This is a genomic window from Gemmatimonadaceae bacterium, assembly GCA_035533755.1.
Taxonomy (GTDB): domain Bacteria; phylum Gemmatimonadota; class Gemmatimonadetes; order Gemmatimonadales; family Gemmatimonadaceae; genus JAGWRI01.
The window spans coordinates 1-19,238 of record DATLTC010000088.1 but is presented as its reverse complement, the minus strand read 5'-3'; the positions used below and the strand labels follow the sequence as shown (position 1 = coordinate 19,238).

The window sequence follows — 19,238 nt, the reverse complement described above, 5'->3', positions numbered from 1 at the left end:
GGGTGTGGATAACTGCCAGCGCCGCCACGTGCAGCCTGTGGAGCCGGTGACTTGCTGAGCCAGCGAGAACGCGCGGCTCGGTGGCGCGGCCCGCCGGAAAATTACCCCGGTACGGGCGATGAACGACCACGCGTAATAAATGTGATGTCTTGTTAACTGCTGTGTTAGTATTATTTATAAGATGTGTGAGAAAGCACATCACCATATCTCTATCAACACGGCAGTTCTACCGATCCGTTGGCCACGCCATCCCTGTTTGGTAGCGAATCTGGCGCGTTGACCCATCCTGCGACCACGATTCGAGTACCAGCCGCTGCGCCCTATGCCCGGCGCCGGACCATGCACGTAGCCTCCCTGGCGCGAGGCGCCGCCCGCCCACGACGACCGCGCACCGGACGGCGGCCGCGTCCGGACTCGCCCGCCGTCCGGTGCCGACCCCACCCACGATCGCTGCTCAAACGCCCCGGCGAATGGGCCGGTTCAAAGTCGACTAGGGCCAGGTCATTCTGGCATATACAGGACGACCGGCGGCCCCAGTTGCCACGCCGGTGAGCACGCGGCTGGCGCCGCATTTGCCGGACGCTTGCCACCAGACACCCTGCCCCGTAGGATGCCAACGGCAAGGCTCGAGCGCCTCGCCGTTGGCTTACCGAACACCCCAGGTCGCGCGCATGCCCGCCTCGATGGACGCTCCGACCGCAACGATCACCACCTGGTGGCGGCGCCTGAGCCGCGTCCCCGGTGGCCGCTGGATGTTCAGCCGGATGCTGGGCGCCATGGCCCCCTACACCGGCACCATGGGGGCACGGATCGTCGAGCTTGGTCCCGGCTACTCCAAGTGGACCCTGCGCGACCGGCGCCGTGTCCGGAACCACCTGAACTCCATCCACGCGGTGGCCCTGGTGAACCTGGCCGAGGTCGCGAGCGGCACGGCCATGATCGCCGGCCTACCGCCCGGCACCCGCGGGATCGTCCGCGGCCTGTCCATCGAATACTTCAAGAAGGCCCGGGGCACCCTGACCGCCGAGTGCCGGTGCTCCCCCCCGGCCGTGACCGCTGAAACCGACTATACCGTCCGGGCGGACATCACCAACGCCGAGGGCGAGGTGGTGGCCACGGCGACGGTCCTCTGGCGGCTGGCGCCCGTGGGAGGCTGAACGATGTCCATGCGCGAGACGCCGTTCAGCCGGCAGGTCGGGGTCGAGGTGCCCCTCATCTGCGGGGCCATGTATCCGTGCAGCAACCCGGAGCTGGTGGCCGCCGTGTCGGAAGCCGGGGCGATCGGGGTGGTCCAGCCCATCTCGCTCACCTACGTGCACGGGCACGACTACCGCGAAGGGCTGCGGTACATCCGGCGGCTCACGTCAAAGCCGATCGGGATGAACGCGCTCATCGAGCAGTCGTCGAAGATGTACCGGGAGCGGATGGAGCGGTGGATCGATATCTCGCTTGAGGAGGGCGTCCGGTTCTTCGTCACCTCGCTGGGCAATCCGCGGTGGGTCGTGGACCGGGTGGTGCCGCATGGCGGCGTCGTGTACCACGACGTCACCGAGCGGAAGTGGGCCCTCAAGGCGGCGGACGGCGGCGTCCACGGGCTGATCGCGGTGAATAACCGCGCGGGCGGCCATGCGGGCGACAGGACCCCGGTTCAGCTCTACGAGTCGATGCACGACCTCGGCCTGCCGCTCATCTGTGCGGGCGGCATCGGCGAGCCGGCCGCCTTCCGCGCCGTGATCGCCATGGGCTATGCAGGCGCCCAGCTGGGCACGCGTTTCATCGCCACCACCGAGTGCAACGCCGCCGAGGACTACAAGCGGGCCATCGTGGCCGCCGACGAGCACGACATCGTGCTCACCGACCGGCTCACCGGCGTTCCCGTTGCGGTGATCAACAACGCGTACGTGCAGCGCCTGGGCACCCGCGCCGGCCCGATCGCGCGGTGGATGCTCCGCCACCGGCGGACCAAGCACTGGATGCGCACCATCTACGCGCTGCAGTCCCTACGCAAGCTCAAGAAGTCGCTGCACGCCGACACGGGATCCGAGGACTACTGGCAGGCGGGAAAGAGCGTGTCGCAGATCCACGAAATCCTGCCGGCGGGCGACGTGGTGCGCAGCTTCGCGGCGGCGCTGCGGTAACGGCTGCTCGCCGCTGAAGATCAGAGCAGCATCACCCCGATATCGTACAGCGCGTGCGTCCATGCCGTGATGCCGAACCCGCGCGTGAGGTACAGCGCGCTGAACGCCACGCCGCTGATGGCCCGGAACACGAATGACTGCAGCTGCAGCGGCTCGCCGTAGGGGCCCACGTAGTGGAACGCCGAGAAGGCCAGCGCGCCGATGATCGCGGCCGCCACGCCCGATGCCCCGCGGCTGAGCCCCAGCACCACCCGCCCCCCCGCGGCCAGCGCGCCCACCAGCAGCACGCGGAACACCAACTCCTCGTAGAGGCCCGCGCCCAGCGCCAGCATCAGCTTGGTGGGCCCGTCGAGCCCGTCGATCGGGCCGGCGGCCAGCGGCCGCAGGTGCGCGAGCAGCTGCGCCGTGGCCGTGCCCACCACGAGCCCGAACGCCACCGCCAGCACCGCCGCCTCCACGAACATGAGGCCGAATGTGGCCACGCGCAGCGAGCCGCCCGATCGCTTCATGTCGCGGCGCACGAGCACCACGCATACCAGCATCACCAGGGCAATGAGCGACAGGGGGCCGGCGGGCCCCAGCACCGCGTACGAGAGCTCCTGCAACAGGACGTCGGCGCCGTTGCGCAGCTGGCCCCCGTGCGCGCTGCCGGGCAGCGCGACGGCGAGCGTCTCGTACAGCACGAGCAGCGGCAGCGCGAACAGCAGGCTGTACCGCGGCGACCGGCTCGCGCTCCAATACGTCTGTCGGCGCGCGGCCGCGCCCGTGGTCGGCGAACTCATGATGTCAACCTACGCACCACACCGGAGAAAGTTTGCGGTCCGGCGGCGCCGCACTACCCTCGGGCGCTCGCGACGGCGATACTGAGGGCGCAAATCGCCCACCTCCACACCGAGTACCATGGATCTCGACCGCCTGTTTCAATTCGACCTCGGGTTCGCCACCCAGGACGACGACGACCGCTGGCTCCCGACGCCCGCCGAGGAGAGCGAAGGATATGACGTGCGCTGCTGCCTGGCGACCACGCCGCCGGCGCCCGGCGGACCGCCGGAGTCGTTGACCCTCGAGCCCGGCGGCGAGGTCACGGTGGGCACGGGACTCTACGTCACGCGCACCTTCCCCAAACACGTGGCGATGCTCGTGCTGCCGCGATCGTCCACCGGCAAGCGGAGCATCACGCTGCGCAACGCGCCGGGTCTGGTGGATCGCGCCTACGTGGGCCGGGAGATCAAGCTCATGCTGCGCAACGACGGCCGGGAGGCGCAGTCCATCGCGCACGGCGAGCGCTTGGCGCAGCTGCTCTTCGTGCTCTGCGCGCACCCGTCGGTGGCGCGCACCGCGCCGCTCGACGCCTCCGAGGCCGGCCGCGAAGGGTTCGGATCCACCGGGCGCTTCTGACCGCATCGGATCCCGCCAACTGCCAAACCGGCCCGCCGACGTCCCGGTTTGGCAGTTAGCGGGCCCACCATGGGCATGGAATCCCGATGGCACCGTCCGTGGACGACCGCTAGCTTTCTCACATGGCGCGCCGGTGCCTACCGGCGTCGCGGTGCGCGGCGCGAACGCCGTGCCAGTCCACGATTCAGGAGACCCCCCATGTTCGCTCGTGCGCTTGCGCCCCTGGCGCTGGCCGGTGCCCTCGTGCTTCCGCTGCGTGCATCGTCGGCCCAGCAGTTCCACTACGCAGCCGGCACCGCGCAATACCGCATGATCGTCAGCGCGAAAGTCTCGCAGACGGCCATGGGGCAAACCAACGAGATGGACGTTTCGTCGGGCCAGAAGTTCACGATGGCCCTGAACAATCAGGCCGCCGACACGCTGGCGATGACGCTCACCATCGATTCGATCGGTTCGTCGACGATGATGGGGCCGGTGCCGGGGCTCGACAAGCTCGTGGGTCAGAAGGTGCAGGCTTGGGTATCGCCCAGCGGACAGTACTACTCCTCCAAGGCGCCCACCGGTGCCGGGCTCGAGGCGCTGTCGAACGTGGCCGAGGAACTGACCCACGTGCTGCCGCCCATTCGAGTGGCACTGGCGCCCGGCGCCACGTGGACCGACACGGTGTCCGACACGGGCACGCAGAACGGCGTGGACGTGGAGAAGACCGTGGTGTCGGTGTACACCGTGGCCGGCGACACGAGCGTGGCGGGCGGCAAGGCCTGGAAGGTGACGCGCAACTCCACCGCCGTCACGTCGGGCAAGGGCACCATGCAGGGCCAGGCAATGACGCTCGAGGGCAGTTCCAAGGGCACGGGGCTGTTGCTGATCACGCCGGCTGGCGCGTTCCTGGGCAGCACGGGCACCGAGGACGCCAAGGCGAAGATCACGCTCACCGACGCCGGCGTGGAAGTGAACGTGGGCACCAACGCCACGAGCAAGGTCGAGCGGGTGAACTAAGGGCGGGCCGCGGCCGGCAGGATACGGCCGCGGCACTCGCCAAACCCGATCGGGACGGCGCCGGGGCGGCTGCACGAGCCGCGCAGGGTCACCTCGTCGCCGTCCTCGAGAAAGGTCCGCATCTCGCCGTCCGGCAACGCCAGCGGCGCGGTGCCTTTCCAAGTGCGCTCCAGCAGGCACCCGCGTGATTCCGGCGTTGCGCCCGACACGGTGCCGCTGGCCAGCAGGTCGCCCGGCTGCAGGTTGCAGCCGTTGCTCGTGTGGTGCGCCACGAGCTGCGCCACCGTCCAGTACATGTCGGTGAAGCTGCCGCGGCTCACCACGTACGGGGCGTCGCCCCGCGCGCGCATGGCCGCCGTGGTGAGTTGCACCTCGAGCGCGATGGCGAACCCCGCGGCCTCCGGCGCGCCACTCAGGTACGCCAGAGGCGCCGGATCGCCGGCGGGCCGCTCGGATGCGGGCACGCGAAACGGCGCCAGCGCGTCCAGCGTCACGACCCACGGCGACAGCGTGGTGGCGAAGTTCTTGGCGAGGAACGGGCCCAACGGCTGGTACTCCCAGGTCTGCACGTCGCGCGCCGACCAGTCGTTCACCAGGCAGAGGCCGAAGACGTGGCGCTCGGCGTCGGCGATGGGCACCGGCTCGCCGAGCGCATTGCCGGCGCCGATGAACATCCCGACTTCGAGTTCGTAATCCAGCCGGCGCGACGGCCCCAGGCTGGGCGGCTGCTGCGGATCGTCGCGCGTCTGCCCCTGCGGGCGCCGGATCTGTGTGCCGCTCGCCACCAGCGACGACGCGCGGCCGTGATAGCCGATGGGCACGTATTTGTAATTGGGCAACAGCGGCGCGTCCGGACGGAACATCGAGCCCACATTGGTGGCGTGATGTATCGACGCGTAGAAATCGGTATAGTCGCCCACGTGCGCCGGCAGGAGCAGATCGGCGTCGGCCATCGGCACGAGCAGTTCGTGCGCGGACGGCTCGCCCAGGCCGCCCACGCGCAGCAGGTCGCTCACCGCGTGCCGGAGCGCGCGGGCCGCGTCGGGGCCCATCGCCATCAGCGCGTTGAGCGAGTCGTCCTCGCACGCACGCGCGGCGGACAGCGCCTGGCCGGCCACGAAGCCCTGTCCCGCCAGAGCCGCCACGTCGAGCACCTGATCGCCGATCGCGATTCCCACCGACGCCCGCGCCTGGTTCACGCGCCGGCGGAACACGCCGAACGGCAGGTTCTGGATGGGGAATTCGGCCCCGGTGACATTGGCGCTGTGTACCCACGAGCGCAGCGCAGGATCGTGGGTATGGTCGAGCGGCACGTTCACAACAGCCCCAGGGCGCGCAGGTCGTCCACGGGCTCGCGGAACGAGCACGACCCGAACGCCACGGCCTGGCGCCGCGCATGGCGCAGATCGTCGGCGCCGAGCAGGTGCCCGTCCCAACGCACGCCCTCGGCATCGAATCGCAGCGCCGACGCATCGCGTTCCTCGAGCAGCGCCAGCGCCGAAGCATCGTCCAGGCCGCGGCTCATGAACGCCGCCGTGAGGAACAGGTTCAGGTATCCGTACATCGCGCCGCGCGGCGCGTCGGGCTCGTAGGTGAGCGGGTACTCGGCGCGGAGCGGGTGATGGAGCCCCGCCGTGGCCTTGAACGCCACGCCATGCTGCAGACAGCACCCGATGAATCGCACCACGTGGCGCGCGCCCGGGAACGCGTCGGGGGTGAGCCCGCCGGTGCGGATCTTGGCCTTGGCTCCGATCCCGGCGATGGCCGCGATCAGCGCGGCAGGATCCTCGTCCACGGGCACTTCGAAGAATGCGTCGAACCCGCCCACGAACTCATCGGCGGCCGCGATCTGGTCGGGGCGCGCCGCCTTGAGTTCCACCGTGTCCACGTGCACCGCGCCCCGCCGCGCATCGCGATGACGGTCGTTGAATGCGTGGATGGAGGCCACGTCGAGCTCGACGTCGGCGCTCACGAGGGCGCTCAGCGCCCACGAGTCGGCGGCCGAGGCCGGATGCATCCCCGCCCCCGCATCGTCGAATTCGTCGAGCCGCGACACCGGGAGCACGAAGCGCCCGAGCATCCACGCGTCGCCGGAGGCGCGGACGTCCGCGTAGGCCCGGACCGCGTCGGCCATGGGCAACCTGGCCGGCGGAAAGAGTCCGGCGTAGTCCACCACGCGCTCCATGAGCGCGGCGAGCGCGGGGGCTGGCGTCGTCACGCCGGTGGGTGCTTCCGGCTGGCGTGGCGGCTGGCGGGATGGCGCGGGACTCCGTTCCGCCCCGCCTCCCAGTGCCGGGCGAGCGCGCGCCGGCGATCGACCTTCACGATCGTGCCACGGCATTTGGCGGTGCCGCACTTGCAGCCGTAGAAGCGCAGATCGTCCATGGTGTACTCGGGCACGTGCTCGAACTGATAGTCGTAGACCAACTCGGCGCCCTTGGCGATGGGCTTGATGGCGTAGATCCAGATGTGCCCGCGGTCGATCACGGCGTCGCAGTTGGGATCGCAGGAATGGTTGATGAAGCGCGCGTCGTTGCCATGGAACGCCGCGTCGATCACCGTGCGCTGATTGAGCGTGAACAGGAAGGTGTGGTGGCGCGCCTCCCGGTCGTCGTCCGGGTAGCGGCGATCCGCTTCGGCATCGGTGATCTTCTCACCCGTGTACTCGATGATGCGGGTGCCCTTGGGAATGTCCACGGTCGCGAAGGCGCCGAGGCCCTGAATGCGTGAGCGGCGCAGCCGGAACCACGGGTTCGGCTGGCGCGTTGCCGGATTGCGTTTGGTCATGACCACCAGGGTGAAACGACATGTGACTCAGACGGTGTCGGGCCGCAGCTTGCGGTACGCTTCGGTGGCGTGCCGCAGCGCGAGCAGCGCCGACGCCTCGAACTCGAATTCCATGGCCAGCGCCGCCAGAAGCTGCGAATCGTGCCGCTGCAGCTTGCGGGCCGCCTGATCGCACGCGTTGTGGCGGCGCAGGTAGTCGCGGCTGGCCAACCGGAGGGCGTTGGCCCGCTGACGCCAGGGCTCGTCGCCATGGGCCCCCTCATGCGCCACGGCCTTCTCGTACGTATCGAGCAGCTTGGCCAAGCCGGTGTGGAGCAGTTCGCAGAACTGCTGCGCGAAGGCCAACTCGGTCTCCACCTCGGACCGTTCGACGATGCGCGCCACCCGATCGTGCTGCCGGCAGCATTCGGCCGCCGAGCGGCAGAGCGCGTCGGCCAGAGCTTCGGGAGAACTCGGGGGATCTGACGCCGGCGCGGCGGCGACCGCGGACGACTTGGACTTCGGCATGAGCGTCGGGAATGCGGGGAAGGGGCAGGACGCGAACGGCTCGCGCGGATGTTTCAAGATGACCGGGGCCCTGCGCAAATGGTAGTGGCTCGCGCCCGACCCGCTGGATTCGCCGTTGCCCGCCCGACCGCCCTACTTGGCCGCCGCCTTCGGCGTCCGGGGGCGCTTGGCCTGCCGGGCCTCCCGCCCCGCCAATTCGTCCACGTGAACGCCGAACAGCACGGTGCGGAAGGGCGTGGGGTCGCCGGCCTTGAGCGTGGTGGGAAGGAAGCGCCGCAGCAACCCCACCGCACGGTCGTACTCGGCCGCGTCCACCTGGCCGCCCTCGGGGCTCAGCACGTACACGGTGCCGTGGGCCACGACGCTGCGCCAGTCGAACACGGCGTGCACCTCGTCCACCTCGAACGCCACGTAGGGTTGGTGGCCGATCGTGGTCAGCTTGCTGCCCTCGGCGGTGCGCCCGAAGATCCACCCGTGCTCGAACACGTAGTGGATGGGCTCGATATCGGTGCGATCGTGGAACGAGAACGCGATGCGGCCCACGTGATTCACCGCCAGGAGCGCCTCGCACTCGTCGTGCGTCAGTTCGCGAAACACCGGCTCGGTCATGGCACACTCCTCGTTGTTGCCGGCCCCGCGCCGGCGAACGGCGCGGCGTTCGGTGCCGCCCCTCACCCCGGGGGCGCCACCCGCCGGGCGCGCACGCGCATGCTTCTATTGTACGGGGACGGCCCCGGCGAATCCAGCGGCGGACGCCCTACTGGTCCACGGGCTTCAGCCGATAGTCGCGGCCGCGAATGGCCACCAACAGCGTGGGCACGACGTACAGCGTGATGGGGGTGGACAGTCCCAGCCCACCGATCACCGCGAGCGCGAGCGGCTTCTGCATCTCGCTCCCGGCGCCGATACCCAGGGCCAACGGCATCAGCCCGAACAGGGTGCACAGCGTGGTCATGAGGATCGGGCGCAACCGGACGCTGGCCGCGTCGCGGATGGCCGGCTCCAGCGCCAGGTCGTTGTGGAGCATCCGGTAGCGCGTGAAGTCGAGCAGGATGATCCCGTTCTTCACGATCAGCCCCACCAACAGGATGAGCCCCATGAACGACGACACGTTGAGCGCCGTGCCGGTGAGGAGGAGCAGGGCCATCGCGCCCACGAACGACAGCGGCGCGGCGAGCAGCACGATCAACGGCTCAACGAACGATTTGAATTGGATGACCATGACGCCGACCACGCTCGCCGCGGCGAGCGCGAGGACGAGGAGCATCTGATGGAACGCATCCTGCTGGCTGGCGTACTGGCCGGCCAGTTCCACGCGGACGCCGGAGGGCGCGGGGTGTGCGGCCAGGACCGCCTTCACGCCGTTGACCACATCGCCGAGCGCGCCCCCGTCGCCGATGTTGGCGGTCATCGTGATCAGTTGCTGCTGATTCTCGCGGCTCAGTTCACTGCGCGAATCGAGCGCCGTGAACGACGCCAGCGAGGCCAGGGGCGTCGTCGTGTGCGTGACCGGCGACAGGATCGGGATGGCGCCCAGCCGCAGCGGATCATACCGCACCGAGTCGGGGGCGCGCACGCGGACGCCGATGGCGCGGTCCTCCAGACGCAGTTCGCCGGCATCCACGCCGAGGAGCGCGCCGCTCACCGCCTGCCCCACGAGGGCCGGAGACAGGCCCAGCCGGCCGGCCTCGGCCTCGTGCACTCGCATCGAGAGTTCGGCGTCCGGCTCGGCCACGCCGTCGTACAGATCGGCAAGGCCGGGCACCTTGCCGAGACTCGGCGCGATCTGCTTGGCGTATCCCTCGAGCTGCAAGAGATTCGCGCCGAACAACTTGATCTCCACCGGATTGGTATTGCCGGCCATGTCGTTGAGGCCATCCGACAGGATCTGGACGAATTCGATGCGCAGGCGCGGCACCGCCACGGCAAACCGTCCGCGCAGATCGTCGATCACCTGGAAGATCGTGCGATGACGCTGACTCTGCGGCGAGAGTCGCACCGAGATGTCACCGCGGTTCATCTGCGTGGCGAACAGGCCCAATTCGGCGCCGGTGCGACGCGACGTTCCGGTGATCTCGGGCATCTGGCCCAAGATGTGCTCCACGATGTGCACCTGGCGATCGGTTTCTGCGAGCGCGGTCCCGCCAGGACTGTAGTAGTCCAACACGAACGCGCCCTCGTCCATGTCGGGCAGGAACCCGGTGGACGTTGCACGGTAGGCGGCATACCCCGCCACCACGAGCGCCAGCCCGCCGACGAGCACCCATCGACTGTGGCGGAGCACCACGCCCAGCGATCGCTCGTAATGCACCGACAGGGCGTCGATGCTCCGGCCCACCACGTGCAATACGCCCCGCTTCTTATGCGTCGGGTCGACGTCGGCCTCATACTCCGCGTCGTGTTCGGTCAGAAACTGCTCGGCCAACAAGGGAATGATCGTGAATGCCAGGATCAGCGAGACGAGGACGGCGATCGTGAGGGTGAGCGAGAGCGCCGAGAAGAACTGGCCCACCACGCCCTGGAGCAGCCCGAGCGGCAGGAACACCACCACCGTGGTGATCGTGGACGACGTGACCGGCCAGATGAGTTCCTGCACGGCCTCCCGGATCGCCGCGCCTCGATTGGACGTCAGGTGGAGGTGCCGCACGATGTTCTCGGTGATCACCACCGCGTCGTCGATCACCAGGCCGATGGCGATGGCCATGGCCCCGAGCGTCATCAGGTTGAGCGTCTGGCCGAGCAGGCTCATCAGGAACAGCGTGATCACCATCGTCAGCGGGATCGACGTCGCGCTGATCGCGGTGATGCGCGCGTGGCGCAGGAACAGCAGCAGGATGATGATCGCGAGCACGGCGCCGATGATCATCGCGTCGCGCACCGAGAGCACGGCATCGTGCACGAGTTCGGCCTGGTCGTACACCGCCTTGAGGTGCACGCCCGGCGGCAGCGTCTTCGCGAGCGCCCGCGCCACGCCGGCCACGCTGTCGGCGATGGCCACGGTGTTGCCGCCGATCTGGCGCGTGATGTTGATCAGCGCGGCCGGCCGTCCATCGCCGTCGATGATCTGCGTGTGATCGATGGTGCCGAGCGTGACCGTGGCCAGATCGCGCACGCGCAGGCCGTGGGCGACGACCACGTTGGCGATGTCGTCCACCGAATGCGCGTCGTTGGCCGTCACGACCAGATACTGCTTGTAATCCTTGTCCACGCGACCCACGGCCGTGACGCCGATCGCGTCGCGGATGGCGGCGGCCAGGTCGTCGTAGGTCATGCCCTGCGACGCCAGCCGCGCGGGATCGGCCACGACCTCGACCTCGCGCACGTCGGACCCCTGCACCTCCACCTGCCCCACGCTCGGGATGCGTGAGATGAGCGGCTTGATCTGATACAGCGCGATGTCGTACAGCGTGGACGGATCGCCGCCCTCCACGTTGTACGAGAGAATCGGGTACACCGACGGCGTGAGGCGGTCCACGCGAATGTTCATGCCGGGCGGCAGCTGCGGCCGGACCTCGTTCACCTGTGCCTGCACGAGTTGCAGGGCGTAGATCATGTCGGTGCCGGGGGCGAACAGGATCTGGATCTCGCTCGACCCACGGATGGACTTGGAATCCACGCGCCGCACGCCCAGCACCGTACTGATCGCCTCCTCCAGCGGGCGCGTGATGCTGAACACCACCTGGCGGGCGCTGAGCGACGAGCCCTCCGCCACCACGGTCACGCGCGGGAACACCAGCTCGGGATAGATGGCCGACGGCATGCGCAGCCCCGCCCACACGCCGGCCGCCGTCAACAGCGACACCGCCAGATAGACGAACCGCCGCTGCGACGCGACAACGCCGAACAGGGACCGTTCGCCGCTCACGGCTTCACCGTCACGATCTTCGCGCTATCCGACACGCCAAAGGCGCCGTACGTGACCACCGTCTCCCCCACCTTTAGCCCGGTCAACACCTCGACGTACGCTTCCGTCCGGGCGCCGACGGTGACGTTTCGCACGTGTGCGATGCCGGCGGAGTCGACGACGAATACGTGGTACCCCTCCCCTTCGGGCACCAGCGCCTGGGCGGGGATGGCGATTGCGCTGGGATTCCGGCCGATGGCGATGCTCCCCATCACCGTCTCCCCCACCCGCAGGACGCGCGTCGGCCTGGCGAGCACCACCCGCGCCGGGACCGTGCCGGTGGCGGAGTCCAACTCCGCCCCGACGTCGGCCACCGTGCCCACGCCCAGGGGGGCGCCGGCCAGCGACTGGCCGGACACGACCGTGACGCGCTGCCCCGCGTGCACGCGCGCGGCGTCGGTCGGCGAGAGCTGGAGCATCACGTCCAGCGCGTTGGGGTCGGTGACCTCGACCAGCGTCTGCGCCACGTCCACCGACGCGCCGAGCACGGCGTTCATCGCCGTGACCACGCCGGCGAGCGGCGCCCGCAGCGTGGAGAGCTGCTGATCGCGCCGGGCTGCCACCTGCGCGGATCTGGCCTGGGCGAGCGCCGCGGCAGCCTGTTCCACGTCCTTGCGCGCCGCGATCCCCTCCGCCGCCAATCGCTGCTCTCGATCGTACGCTTGCTGCGCGCTCTCCAGCGCCGCCGTGGCGCTCTGGAGGGACGCGTCGAACGTCTGCTGCTCGAACTCGACCAGGCGATCGCCGGCTTTGACGCGCTGGCCGATGGTGACGAAAACCCGGGCCACGCGGGTGGGAGCCGGCGCCGCCATCTCCGCGAAGTGGCCGGGCCGCTGCGCGATCGTGCCGATGGCGCTCACGGTTTCGGTGAACGGGCGCGTGCTCACCACGGCAGTGCGAGCGCCCACCACGGGCTGTACGTCGCCGGAGGCCTGGTCGCCGGCATCGGCGCCCTGCTTTCCGCAGGCGGCCATGGCGGCGAGCGCGAGCAGTACGGAGGCGGATTTCATCATGGGGTGCGGGGTGCCGAAGCGGTGAGAAGTCGGAGCGCCGCCGCGGCGCCATTGGCCGCGCCGACGTCGTCGATGTACTGACCCAGCGTGGTGCGCGCGTTGCTCTGCGCCTGGAGCACGCTCGCCAGCGTGGCCGCGCCCTCGCGGTACGCCGTGAGCGACATCGCCACCACGCGGTTGGCGCTCTGCAGCAGGGCCCGGTCGCGAGCCACGCGTTCCAGCGCGATCGCCAGCGCCTGCGTCACGCGGGCGATGTCGCGCGCGCTCTCGAGGCGGATGAGCTTGAGTTCGGCGCGCGCGCGATCCCGCTGCGCCTGGGCCGCCGCCACGCCGCTCTGATTCTGGTTGAACAGCGGAATGGGCAGGGCGATGCCGATCACCGGCAACAGCCCCGACTGCGTGGGGTCGTGCTCATCGAAGCCCAGTTGCAGCGACGCCGATCCCCAGTTGCTCCGGTGCTCGGCCTGCAGCGCCCGGTCGGCGGCCTCGACGGTGGACGCCGCCGCGCGCACGGCCAGCGGAGGTCCGGTGGCGGCCGGCGGCGCCGTGTCCACCAGCGTCAGCGTGTCGGCCAGCGAGATCGCGGGCGCCCGGCCCGAATCGCCCATCACCGCCTGCAGATCGAGCAGGGAGGCCACCGCGGCGAGGGAATCGGCCAGCGCCTGATTGGTCTGCTGGCCCGCGAAGATGCTCGCCAACTCGACGTCGAGATCGCTCGCGTCGCCGGCATCGCGCCGGCTGCGCGCCATGTGCAGCAAGGAGTCGGCATCGTCGGCGTTCCGCCGCGACAGCCGGGCGTGGGCGTCGGCCACCACGGCGTTCACGTACGTCGTCTCGGCGTCGAAGGTCACGGCGGCGCGCTGCAGCGCGAACTGGTCCAGGGCCGCGTCGTGCAGCGACATCGCGCTGCCGATGCGCGCCCGGCGCAGCCACGGAAAATCCAGCGGCAGGTCGGCGAGCACGTGGCGCTGCGGCGCGTCTTTGGTGAAGCTGGCGGTGAGCGTGGGATTGGCGTACGCGCGCGCGCCGATCAGCACCGCCCGCGCCGCCGACGTGTCGGCCGCCGCGATCGCGAGCCGTGGGCCGCGGGCCAGCGCGGCGGCAATCGCGTCAGCCCGGGTGACCGGCCGCTGCGCGCCGGCCGGACCGCGGGGCAACAAAAGGATCGCCGCGCACGTCGCGGCGAACAGAGGTCTTGGCATGATACCCGTGGCAATTGGAATGCAAGGAGGCTATCGACTTGACCTGTCAGGATGATGACACCGGGGCCCTGGCCGACCGTGCAAAGGTCACCGTGACGCGCGTGCCCACGCCCGGCGTGGAGGCGAGCCGGATCTCGGCGTCGTGCGTATCGGCGATCCAGGCCGCGATCGCCAGGCCCAGCCCCGAGCCCTCGGCGCGGGCGCGGGCCGGATCGCTGCGGAAGAACCGCTCGAACACGTGGGGGAGGTGTTCGGGGGCGATGCCGATGCCCGTGTCCTCCACCACGAGCGTGGGCCGCCCGTCCTGCGTCGTCACGTCCACGCGCACGCGCCCGCCCTCGGGCGTGAACTTCACCGCGTTGTGCAGCAGGTTCATCACCAGTTGGCGGATGAGGGTGGCGTCGGCGTCGAGCGCCGTCTCCTCGAACGTGCCGACATCGAGCGATACGCCCTTGGCCGCGGCCAGCGTCCGCGCCGCGCCCGCGGCGTCGAGGACGATGTCGTCGAGGAACACGCGCGTGCGGCGCACCGGCCGCTCGCCGGCGTCGGCGCGGGCCAGCGTGAGCAGGTCGTCCACGATGCCGCCCAGCCGCTCGGCTTCCCGCTCCACCACGCCCAACGCGCCGCGATATGCGTCCGCCGCGCGGTCCTGCTGCAGCGACACCTCGGCCGTGGTCCGCATCACGGTGATCGGCGTGCGCAGTTCATGCGCCGCGTCGGCCATGAACCGTCGCATGTAGGCGATGTTCCGCTCCACCGGCGCCGTGGACTTGCGCGACAGGAAATAGCCGCCCGCCGCCACGAGCACGAGCGCCGCCAGCGCCGCCCCGCCGAACGCGACGATGAGCGCCGCGTACTGATCCTCCAGCTCCAGTTGGTCGGCCACCGCCACCGCCACCATCACCGCGCCACTCTTGAGGCGGAACCGCTGGGCGTGCAGGCGGAGCGTGCGGCCGTGCCGCGCGTGGCGCCAGAGATCAGTCTCGCCACGAACCGCCGCCGTGTGCGCGGCGTCGCGAATCCAGTCGTCCACCGTCGGCGGCTTGACGGGGGCGCCCGTGCTGTCCATCAGGTACAACTCGCGATCGGGGATGTGCAATTCGTCCACCGCATCCACCACCGCGCCTTCGGTGGATCCGCGTTCCTGCTCGCGGATCTGCGCGGCGCCCATGAGCGCCACCGTGGCCTCGCGCAGCGACACGTCGAGCTGCCGGGCAAACTGGTGGCGGATCACGAAGAACAGACCGGACCCGAGCAACACCAGGATCGCGCCCAGCGTGAGCACGTACCAGGCCGTGAGGCGAAGCCGCAGCGCGGAGAGGGGCTGGAGCGTCATGCGTCAGGGCCCGAAGCGGTAGCCGGCCCCGCGTAGCGTGTGGATGAGCTTGGGCTCGAAGTCGTCGTCGATCTTGCGCCGCAGGCGCCGCACCAGCACCTCCAGCACGTTGGTGAACGGATCGTGATTCTCGTCCCACACGTGGGCCGTGATCGCGGCCCGATCCAGCACCTGGTCGGCGTGGCGGACGAACACCTCGAGCAGCGCGAACTCCTTGGCGGTGAGTTCGATCGCGCGGCCGGCACGACGCACGCGGCGCGTGCCGAGGTCCACTTCGAGATCGGCCACGCGCACCTGGTCGGGCACCAGCGCCGGACCGCGCCGCGCCAGCGCTCGCACCCGCGCCACCAGCTCGCGGAAGGCGAACGGCTTGGGCACGTAGTCGTCGGCGCCCGCCTCGAGCCCCCGCACGCGGTCATCCACGGCGTCTCGCGCCGTGAGCATCAGGATCGGCGTGGTGCACCCGCGCGACCGGAGTTCGGCGCACAGATCGAACCCCGAGCCGCCCGGGAGCATCACGTCGAGCACGATCACGTCGTGCGTGCCGAGCAACGCCCGCTCGCGTCCCTCGACGAATGTCCCCGCCGTGATCGCCTCGATCCGCCGATCGCGGAACCCGTCGCGCAGGGCACGCGACAACTCCGGATCGTCCTCCACGATCAGCACGCGCACACGAATTCCTCTGAGTGGGCAACGATCAGAGGTAGCAGGGTGGCCGGGCCGCGGGCAACCCCCGCCGGCGTCGCGACGATGTCGGAGGGCGGAGCGCTATCTGGTGCCCAACGTCGCGCCGGTGCCGCGGGCCATCGTCAACTCGGCCACGACGTGGCGTTCCCGCTTCATCACGCAGGCGTCATACCAGTCGGCGCCGCTGGTGGGGTCGTCGCACGCGATGGGGGCCGTGCGGTGGGACTCGAGCTGCGGCCAGAGGTGGCCGTAGATCTCGTGGCCCAACACGCGTTCGATGTAGCGGTCGAACATCGTCGAATCCGCGGACGTCGCTCCCACGTCGAGCAGCGCGTGGCGCAGTTCCGACATGCGGATGATCACCGAGAAGTGGTCGATGGGCCGGCCGGGCGCGTTGGTGGGCGTGAGCGGGTAGATGGCGGTGACCGCCTGCCAGCCGCCCACCGAGCGATAGCCCGGGGGCACCTGATCCCGCAACTCGCGCCGCGTGCCGATGACGACCGGAATACCGGACTGCTCGATGGCGACCATGGCCGAGTCGAACGACGGCGACTGGGCGCGCATGCGCGCGATGGTCTCGCCGAGGATCGAGTCGCGGATCACGACGTTGGAGCGCCGGAGCTCGGGCCGGCCGACGGCGGCAGACGCCGCCGGTGCACCGAGCGCCGGCGAAGGGACGAAGGCCGAGTAGCGGAGCGTGCCGAGCGACGAGGCGCCGGGCTGTAGCGAGGCGCAGGCGGACAGGGCCGATGCGACGAAGCCGATGCGGATCCAGGTGGCGCCGTGGCGCAGGAGCTCATGGAGCGAGCGCCGACCGGGCTTTAGCGCGGTGTAGTCTGGATCTGAACAGAACTGCTGGAGCATCGGAGTGTCCCGGTTCGCTCATTCGAGCGTCGTGGTGCGATGCGGCCAGCGTCGGTCGCAGCAGGAACACTCACGAAATCGTGCGTGGTGTCAACTGTTTATACGGTAGACAGTGCCTAGATACTGCTATACAGTGACAAAGTGACCGAAAACCTCCATATTTTGACCGTATACCGCGATTTTTGGATACAAATATCGGCCATTTATTCCTGCTACCAACCACGTGGGACCGGCGGAAGATCGTCGCCGAGTTGGCGATTGACGGGCCGCGCGCCGTCGCGCATCGTGGACCATGGCAACACCACTCCGTTGGACGCTGGCAGCAGCCGCCGTGATCGGCGCGCTGGCAGCCGCCGGGTGCGGCTCGGGCTCAGCGCCGGCGCCGATGCAGCGGCCCGTGCTCGTCGACGATCAGGTGTATACCACGAGCACGATGCCCGCGAGCGAGTCGGACTTCGACGCGCCCCCCGCCAAGGTGTGGGCCGCGCTGCATAAAGCCTATCCGGCCGTCGGCATCGAGATCACGGTGGATGACCCCACCGGCCACCGCGTGGGCAATACGAACTTCTGGAAGTCGGGCTACCTCAATGGGCAGCCGATCGCGCACTTTGCCGACTGCGGGTTCAACATGCAGGGCCCGCGGGCAAACAACACGCGCGTGTACTTCTCGGTGCTCACCACGCTCACCACGCTCACCGCGCGGGACGCCGGGCACACTCGACTCGCGACCAGCGTCCATCCGGTGTCGCTCGACGTGGCCGGCGGCGCCACCGACCGCCTGGCCTGCGGATCGACGGGAGCGCTGGAGCAGCTGCTGTACGCCGCGGTGCGCCGGGAGTTGGGCGGGAGTTGACCGCGCGGCCGGGATGGCGCATGCACGACGGCCAACCGGGATCCGGTTGGCCGTTGTTGTGCTGCATAGCAGGGGTGGGACTCGAACCCACGACCCCGGCATTATGAGTGCCGGGACTATGCCCCCATTTATTGCTATTTCTCAGAGTGAGCGCGATATTCCGGTGTCGGTGACTATGCCCTTTTTTATGCCCGCGCACCCTGACGCGGACCCACACACCCAGATACGGAAAGACGTATGCCCCCGCGCGGTCCGTACCTCAACGGAACCCGATACTGGGCCAACCTCCCGGGCCTCGGGCGGCGGCCCCTGGTCCCGCCCGGCGCGAAGCTGGCGACGGACAACTTCGACGTGGCCGCGAAGCTGTACGCCGACCAGATCGCCAAGATCGAAACCGACCGCCGCAACGCCGCTCTGGGCATCGAGACCCGCCAGGACATTCACCCGGCGACGTATGCGGTCCGGTACCTCGACGCGCGCAGACAGGAGTGCCGCGAGAATCGGGGGCTACGCGCGGACGCGCCATTGCCCAAGACGGATAAGGAGCGCATGGACCGCACCTGGTACGCGATCAACCTGTGCCTCAACCGGCCCGCACTCGCCAAGGTGGAGTCATTGCGGGCGATCACGCGACCGGTCGCGGACAAGCTGGCCCATGATCTGAAGACGTCGGTGCGGACAAAGCAGGGGAACCTCCTGCGCCCCGCGACCGTGCGCCGCATGCTCATGGAGCTGAGCGGCATGCTCACCGCGGCGATCGCCGACGAGTACCTCGAGAGCAACGTGCTCTGGGGGAACAAGAAGGTCCCCAAGCCGAAACGCCGGACCGCGCTCAACTCGCAGAAGTACCTCACCCGGCACGAGGTGCGGCCCCTGCTCGACGCGGTGCGCTACTCCAGCCGGAACCCGTGGGCCGTGGAACTGGCGACGACGCTCTTCTATACCGGCGCGCGCCTGTCGGAGATCACGGGTCTACTCGTCAGCGACATCGACGTCACGCAGCGGCGGGTCAGCATCCGCGAACGCGAGGAGGACGAGCACGACGTGAAGACCGAGGGCTCCCAGCGCGAGAGTCCGCTGTGGCCGCGTCTCGCCAGAGTGTTGGAGGCGTCGCTCGCCCAGGTTCCGCGAAACCCCAACGGGCTCCTTTTCCCCGCCCCGGGCACCGAGATGTTGCCGCTGGCCGAGCAGCGCCCGATGCAACGGCTGCGCGGCACGCTGCGGTCAGCGGCGAAACGCACCAAGCTGAAGAAACCAATTGGGCACCATACCGCCCGCCACAGCTACATCTCGGGGAGGCAGGAGATGGTCGAACTCGATGTGCTGGGAGTGGAGCGGCCCGTACCTACGTCGTACATCGCGCGGGAAGTGGGACACACGACTGAAGACCAGATCCGAACGACGTACGGCCATCTCCCCAAGACTGGGGTCCGGCAGACGCTACTCGACTGGGGGGAGGCCGACCCGGTACCATATATGGCGCGGTACCGGGCCGAGCGGGCACGTCTCGCTAGGCGTCGCGCCAGGCACGAAGCGCGTCAAGCGGCGAG

General features: G+C 69.5%; 18 protein-coding genes and 1 tRNA gene. 6 read left to right on the top strand and 13 right to left on the bottom strand.

Annotated features, from left to right (window positions below):
* Positions 1-671 precede the first annotated feature (671 nt).
* Both VNE60_12320 and VNE60_12315 read left to right on the top strand, forming a co-directional pair.
* A complete protein-coding gene (locus tag VNE60_12320) occupies positions 672-1,157 on the top strand; it encodes a hotdog fold domain-containing protein (GenBank protein HVB32306.1) in 486 nt (161 codons plus the stop codon).
* 3 nt (positions 1,158-1,160) lie between these two features.
* Positions 1,161-2,138, top strand: coding sequence for a nitronate monooxygenase (locus VNE60_12315; protein ID HVB32305.1), 978 nt, complete (start codon positions 1,161-1,163; stop codon positions 2,136-2,138).
* Between the two features lie 20 nt (positions 2,139-2,158).
* Here the strand turns inward: VNE60_12315 and VNE60_12310 are convergent, their stop codons facing one another.
* On the bottom strand, positions 2,159-2,920 hold the full coding sequence (locus tag VNE60_12310; protein HVB32304.1) for a CPBP family intramembrane glutamic endopeptidase: 762 nt from the start codon (positions 2,918-2,920) through the stop codon (positions 2,159-2,161).
* A 118-nt stretch (positions 2,921-3,038) separates the two neighbouring features.
* Here VNE60_12310 and VNE60_12305 point away from each other — a divergent pair, with 118 nt between their 5' ends.
* Both VNE60_12305 and VNE60_12300 read left to right on the top strand, forming a co-directional pair.
* Positions 3,039-3,536 (top strand): hypothetical protein, encoded by a 498-nt coding sequence (locus tag VNE60_12305; protein ID HVB32303.1) that lies wholly within the window; start codon positions 3,039-3,041, stop codon positions 3,534-3,536.
* 198 nt (positions 3,537-3,734) lie between these two features.
* Positions 3,735-4,535 carry a hypothetical protein gene (locus VNE60_12300; GenBank protein HVB32302.1) on the top strand — a complete coding sequence of 267 codons (801 nt, stop codon included), beginning with the start codon at positions 3,735-3,737 and terminating at the stop codon, positions 4,533-4,535.
* Here VNE60_12300 and fahA read toward each other — a convergent pair.
* The 11 genes from fahA to VNE60_12245 form a co-directional block, all read right to left on the bottom strand.
* The gene (fahA, locus tag VNE60_12295) at positions 4,532-5,848 is read right to left on the bottom strand and encodes a fumarylacetoacetase (GenBank protein HVB32301.1); all 1,317 of its coding nucleotides are present in this window, start codon (positions 5,846-5,848) and stop codon (positions 4,532-4,534) included. The two genes, VNE60_12300 and fahA, sit on opposite strands and share 4 nt — an antisense overlap.
* Positions 5,849-5,850: 2 nt before the next feature.
* Positions 5,851-6,753, bottom strand: coding sequence for a hypothetical protein (locus VNE60_12290; protein HVB32300.1), 903 nt, complete (start codon positions 6,751-6,753; stop codon positions 5,851-5,853).
* A complete protein-coding gene (locus VNE60_12285) occupies positions 6,750-7,322 on the bottom strand; it encodes an SET domain-containing protein-lysine N-methyltransferase (GenBank protein HVB32299.1) in 573 nt (190 codons plus the stop codon). The genes VNE60_12290 and VNE60_12285 overlap by 4 nt, the downstream gene beginning before the upstream one ends.
* Positions 7,323-7,349: 27 nt before the next feature.
* Complete coding sequence (locus VNE60_12280) at positions 7,350-7,829, bottom strand: hypothetical protein (protein HVB32298.1); 480 nt, start codon at positions 7,827-7,829, stop codon at positions 7,350-7,352.
* 132 nt (positions 7,830-7,961) lie between these two features.
* On the bottom strand, positions 7,962-8,438 hold the full coding sequence (locus VNE60_12275; GenBank protein HVB32297.1) for a pyridoxamine 5'-phosphate oxidase family protein: 477 nt from the start codon (positions 8,436-8,438) through the stop codon (positions 7,962-7,964).
* A 148-nt stretch (positions 8,439-8,586) separates the two neighbouring features.
* Entirely contained in the window at positions 8,587-11,694 is a 3,108-nt protein-coding gene (locus tag VNE60_12270; GenBank protein ID HVB32296.1) for an efflux RND transporter permease subunit, read from the bottom strand.
* Entirely contained in the window at positions 11,691-12,746 is a 1,056-nt protein-coding gene (locus tag VNE60_12265) for an efflux RND transporter periplasmic adaptor subunit (GenBank protein ID HVB32295.1), read from the bottom strand. Before VNE60_12265 ends, VNE60_12270 begins: the two co-directional genes overlap by 4 nt.
* The gene (locus VNE60_12260; GenBank protein HVB32294.1) at positions 12,743-13,948 is read right to left on the bottom strand and encodes a TolC family protein; all 1,206 of its coding nucleotides are present in this window, start codon (positions 13,946-13,948) and stop codon (positions 12,743-12,745) included. Before VNE60_12260 ends, VNE60_12265 begins: the two co-directional genes overlap by 4 nt.
* 46 nt (positions 13,949-13,994) lie before the next feature.
* Positions 13,995-15,284 carry an ATP-binding protein gene (locus VNE60_12255; protein HVB32293.1) on the bottom strand — a complete coding sequence of 430 codons (1,290 nt, stop codon included), beginning with the start codon at positions 15,282-15,284 and terminating at the stop codon, positions 13,995-13,997.
* Between the two features lie 3 nt (positions 15,285-15,287).
* Complete coding sequence (locus VNE60_12250) at positions 15,288-15,956, bottom strand: response regulator transcription factor (GenBank protein ID HVB32292.1); 669 nt, start codon at positions 15,954-15,956, stop codon at positions 15,288-15,290.
* Positions 15,957-16,052: 96 nt separating this feature from the next.
* On the bottom strand, positions 16,053-16,835 hold the full coding sequence (locus VNE60_12245) for a hypothetical protein (GenBank protein ID HVB32291.1): 783 nt from the start codon (positions 16,833-16,835) through the stop codon (positions 16,053-16,055).
* A 292-nt stretch (positions 16,836-17,127) separates the two neighbouring features.
* Between VNE60_12245 and VNE60_12240 the strand changes: the two genes are divergently transcribed.
* The gene (locus VNE60_12240) at positions 17,128-17,688 is read left to right on the top strand and encodes a hypothetical protein (GenBank protein ID HVB32290.1); all 561 of its coding nucleotides are present in this window, start codon (positions 17,128-17,130) and stop codon (positions 17,686-17,688) included.
* A gap of 64 nt (positions 17,689-17,752) precedes the next feature.
* Here VNE60_12240 and VNE60_12235 read toward each other — a convergent pair.
* A tRNA-Ser gene (locus VNE60_12235) sits at positions 17,753-17,826 on the bottom strand.
* Positions 17,827-17,925: 99 nt separating this feature from the next.
* Between VNE60_12235 and VNE60_12230 the strand changes: the two genes are divergently transcribed.
* The coding region (locus VNE60_12230; GenBank protein ID HVB32289.1) for a tyrosine-type recombinase/integrase at positions 17,926-19,238 on the top strand (1,313 nt) is incomplete at its 3' end.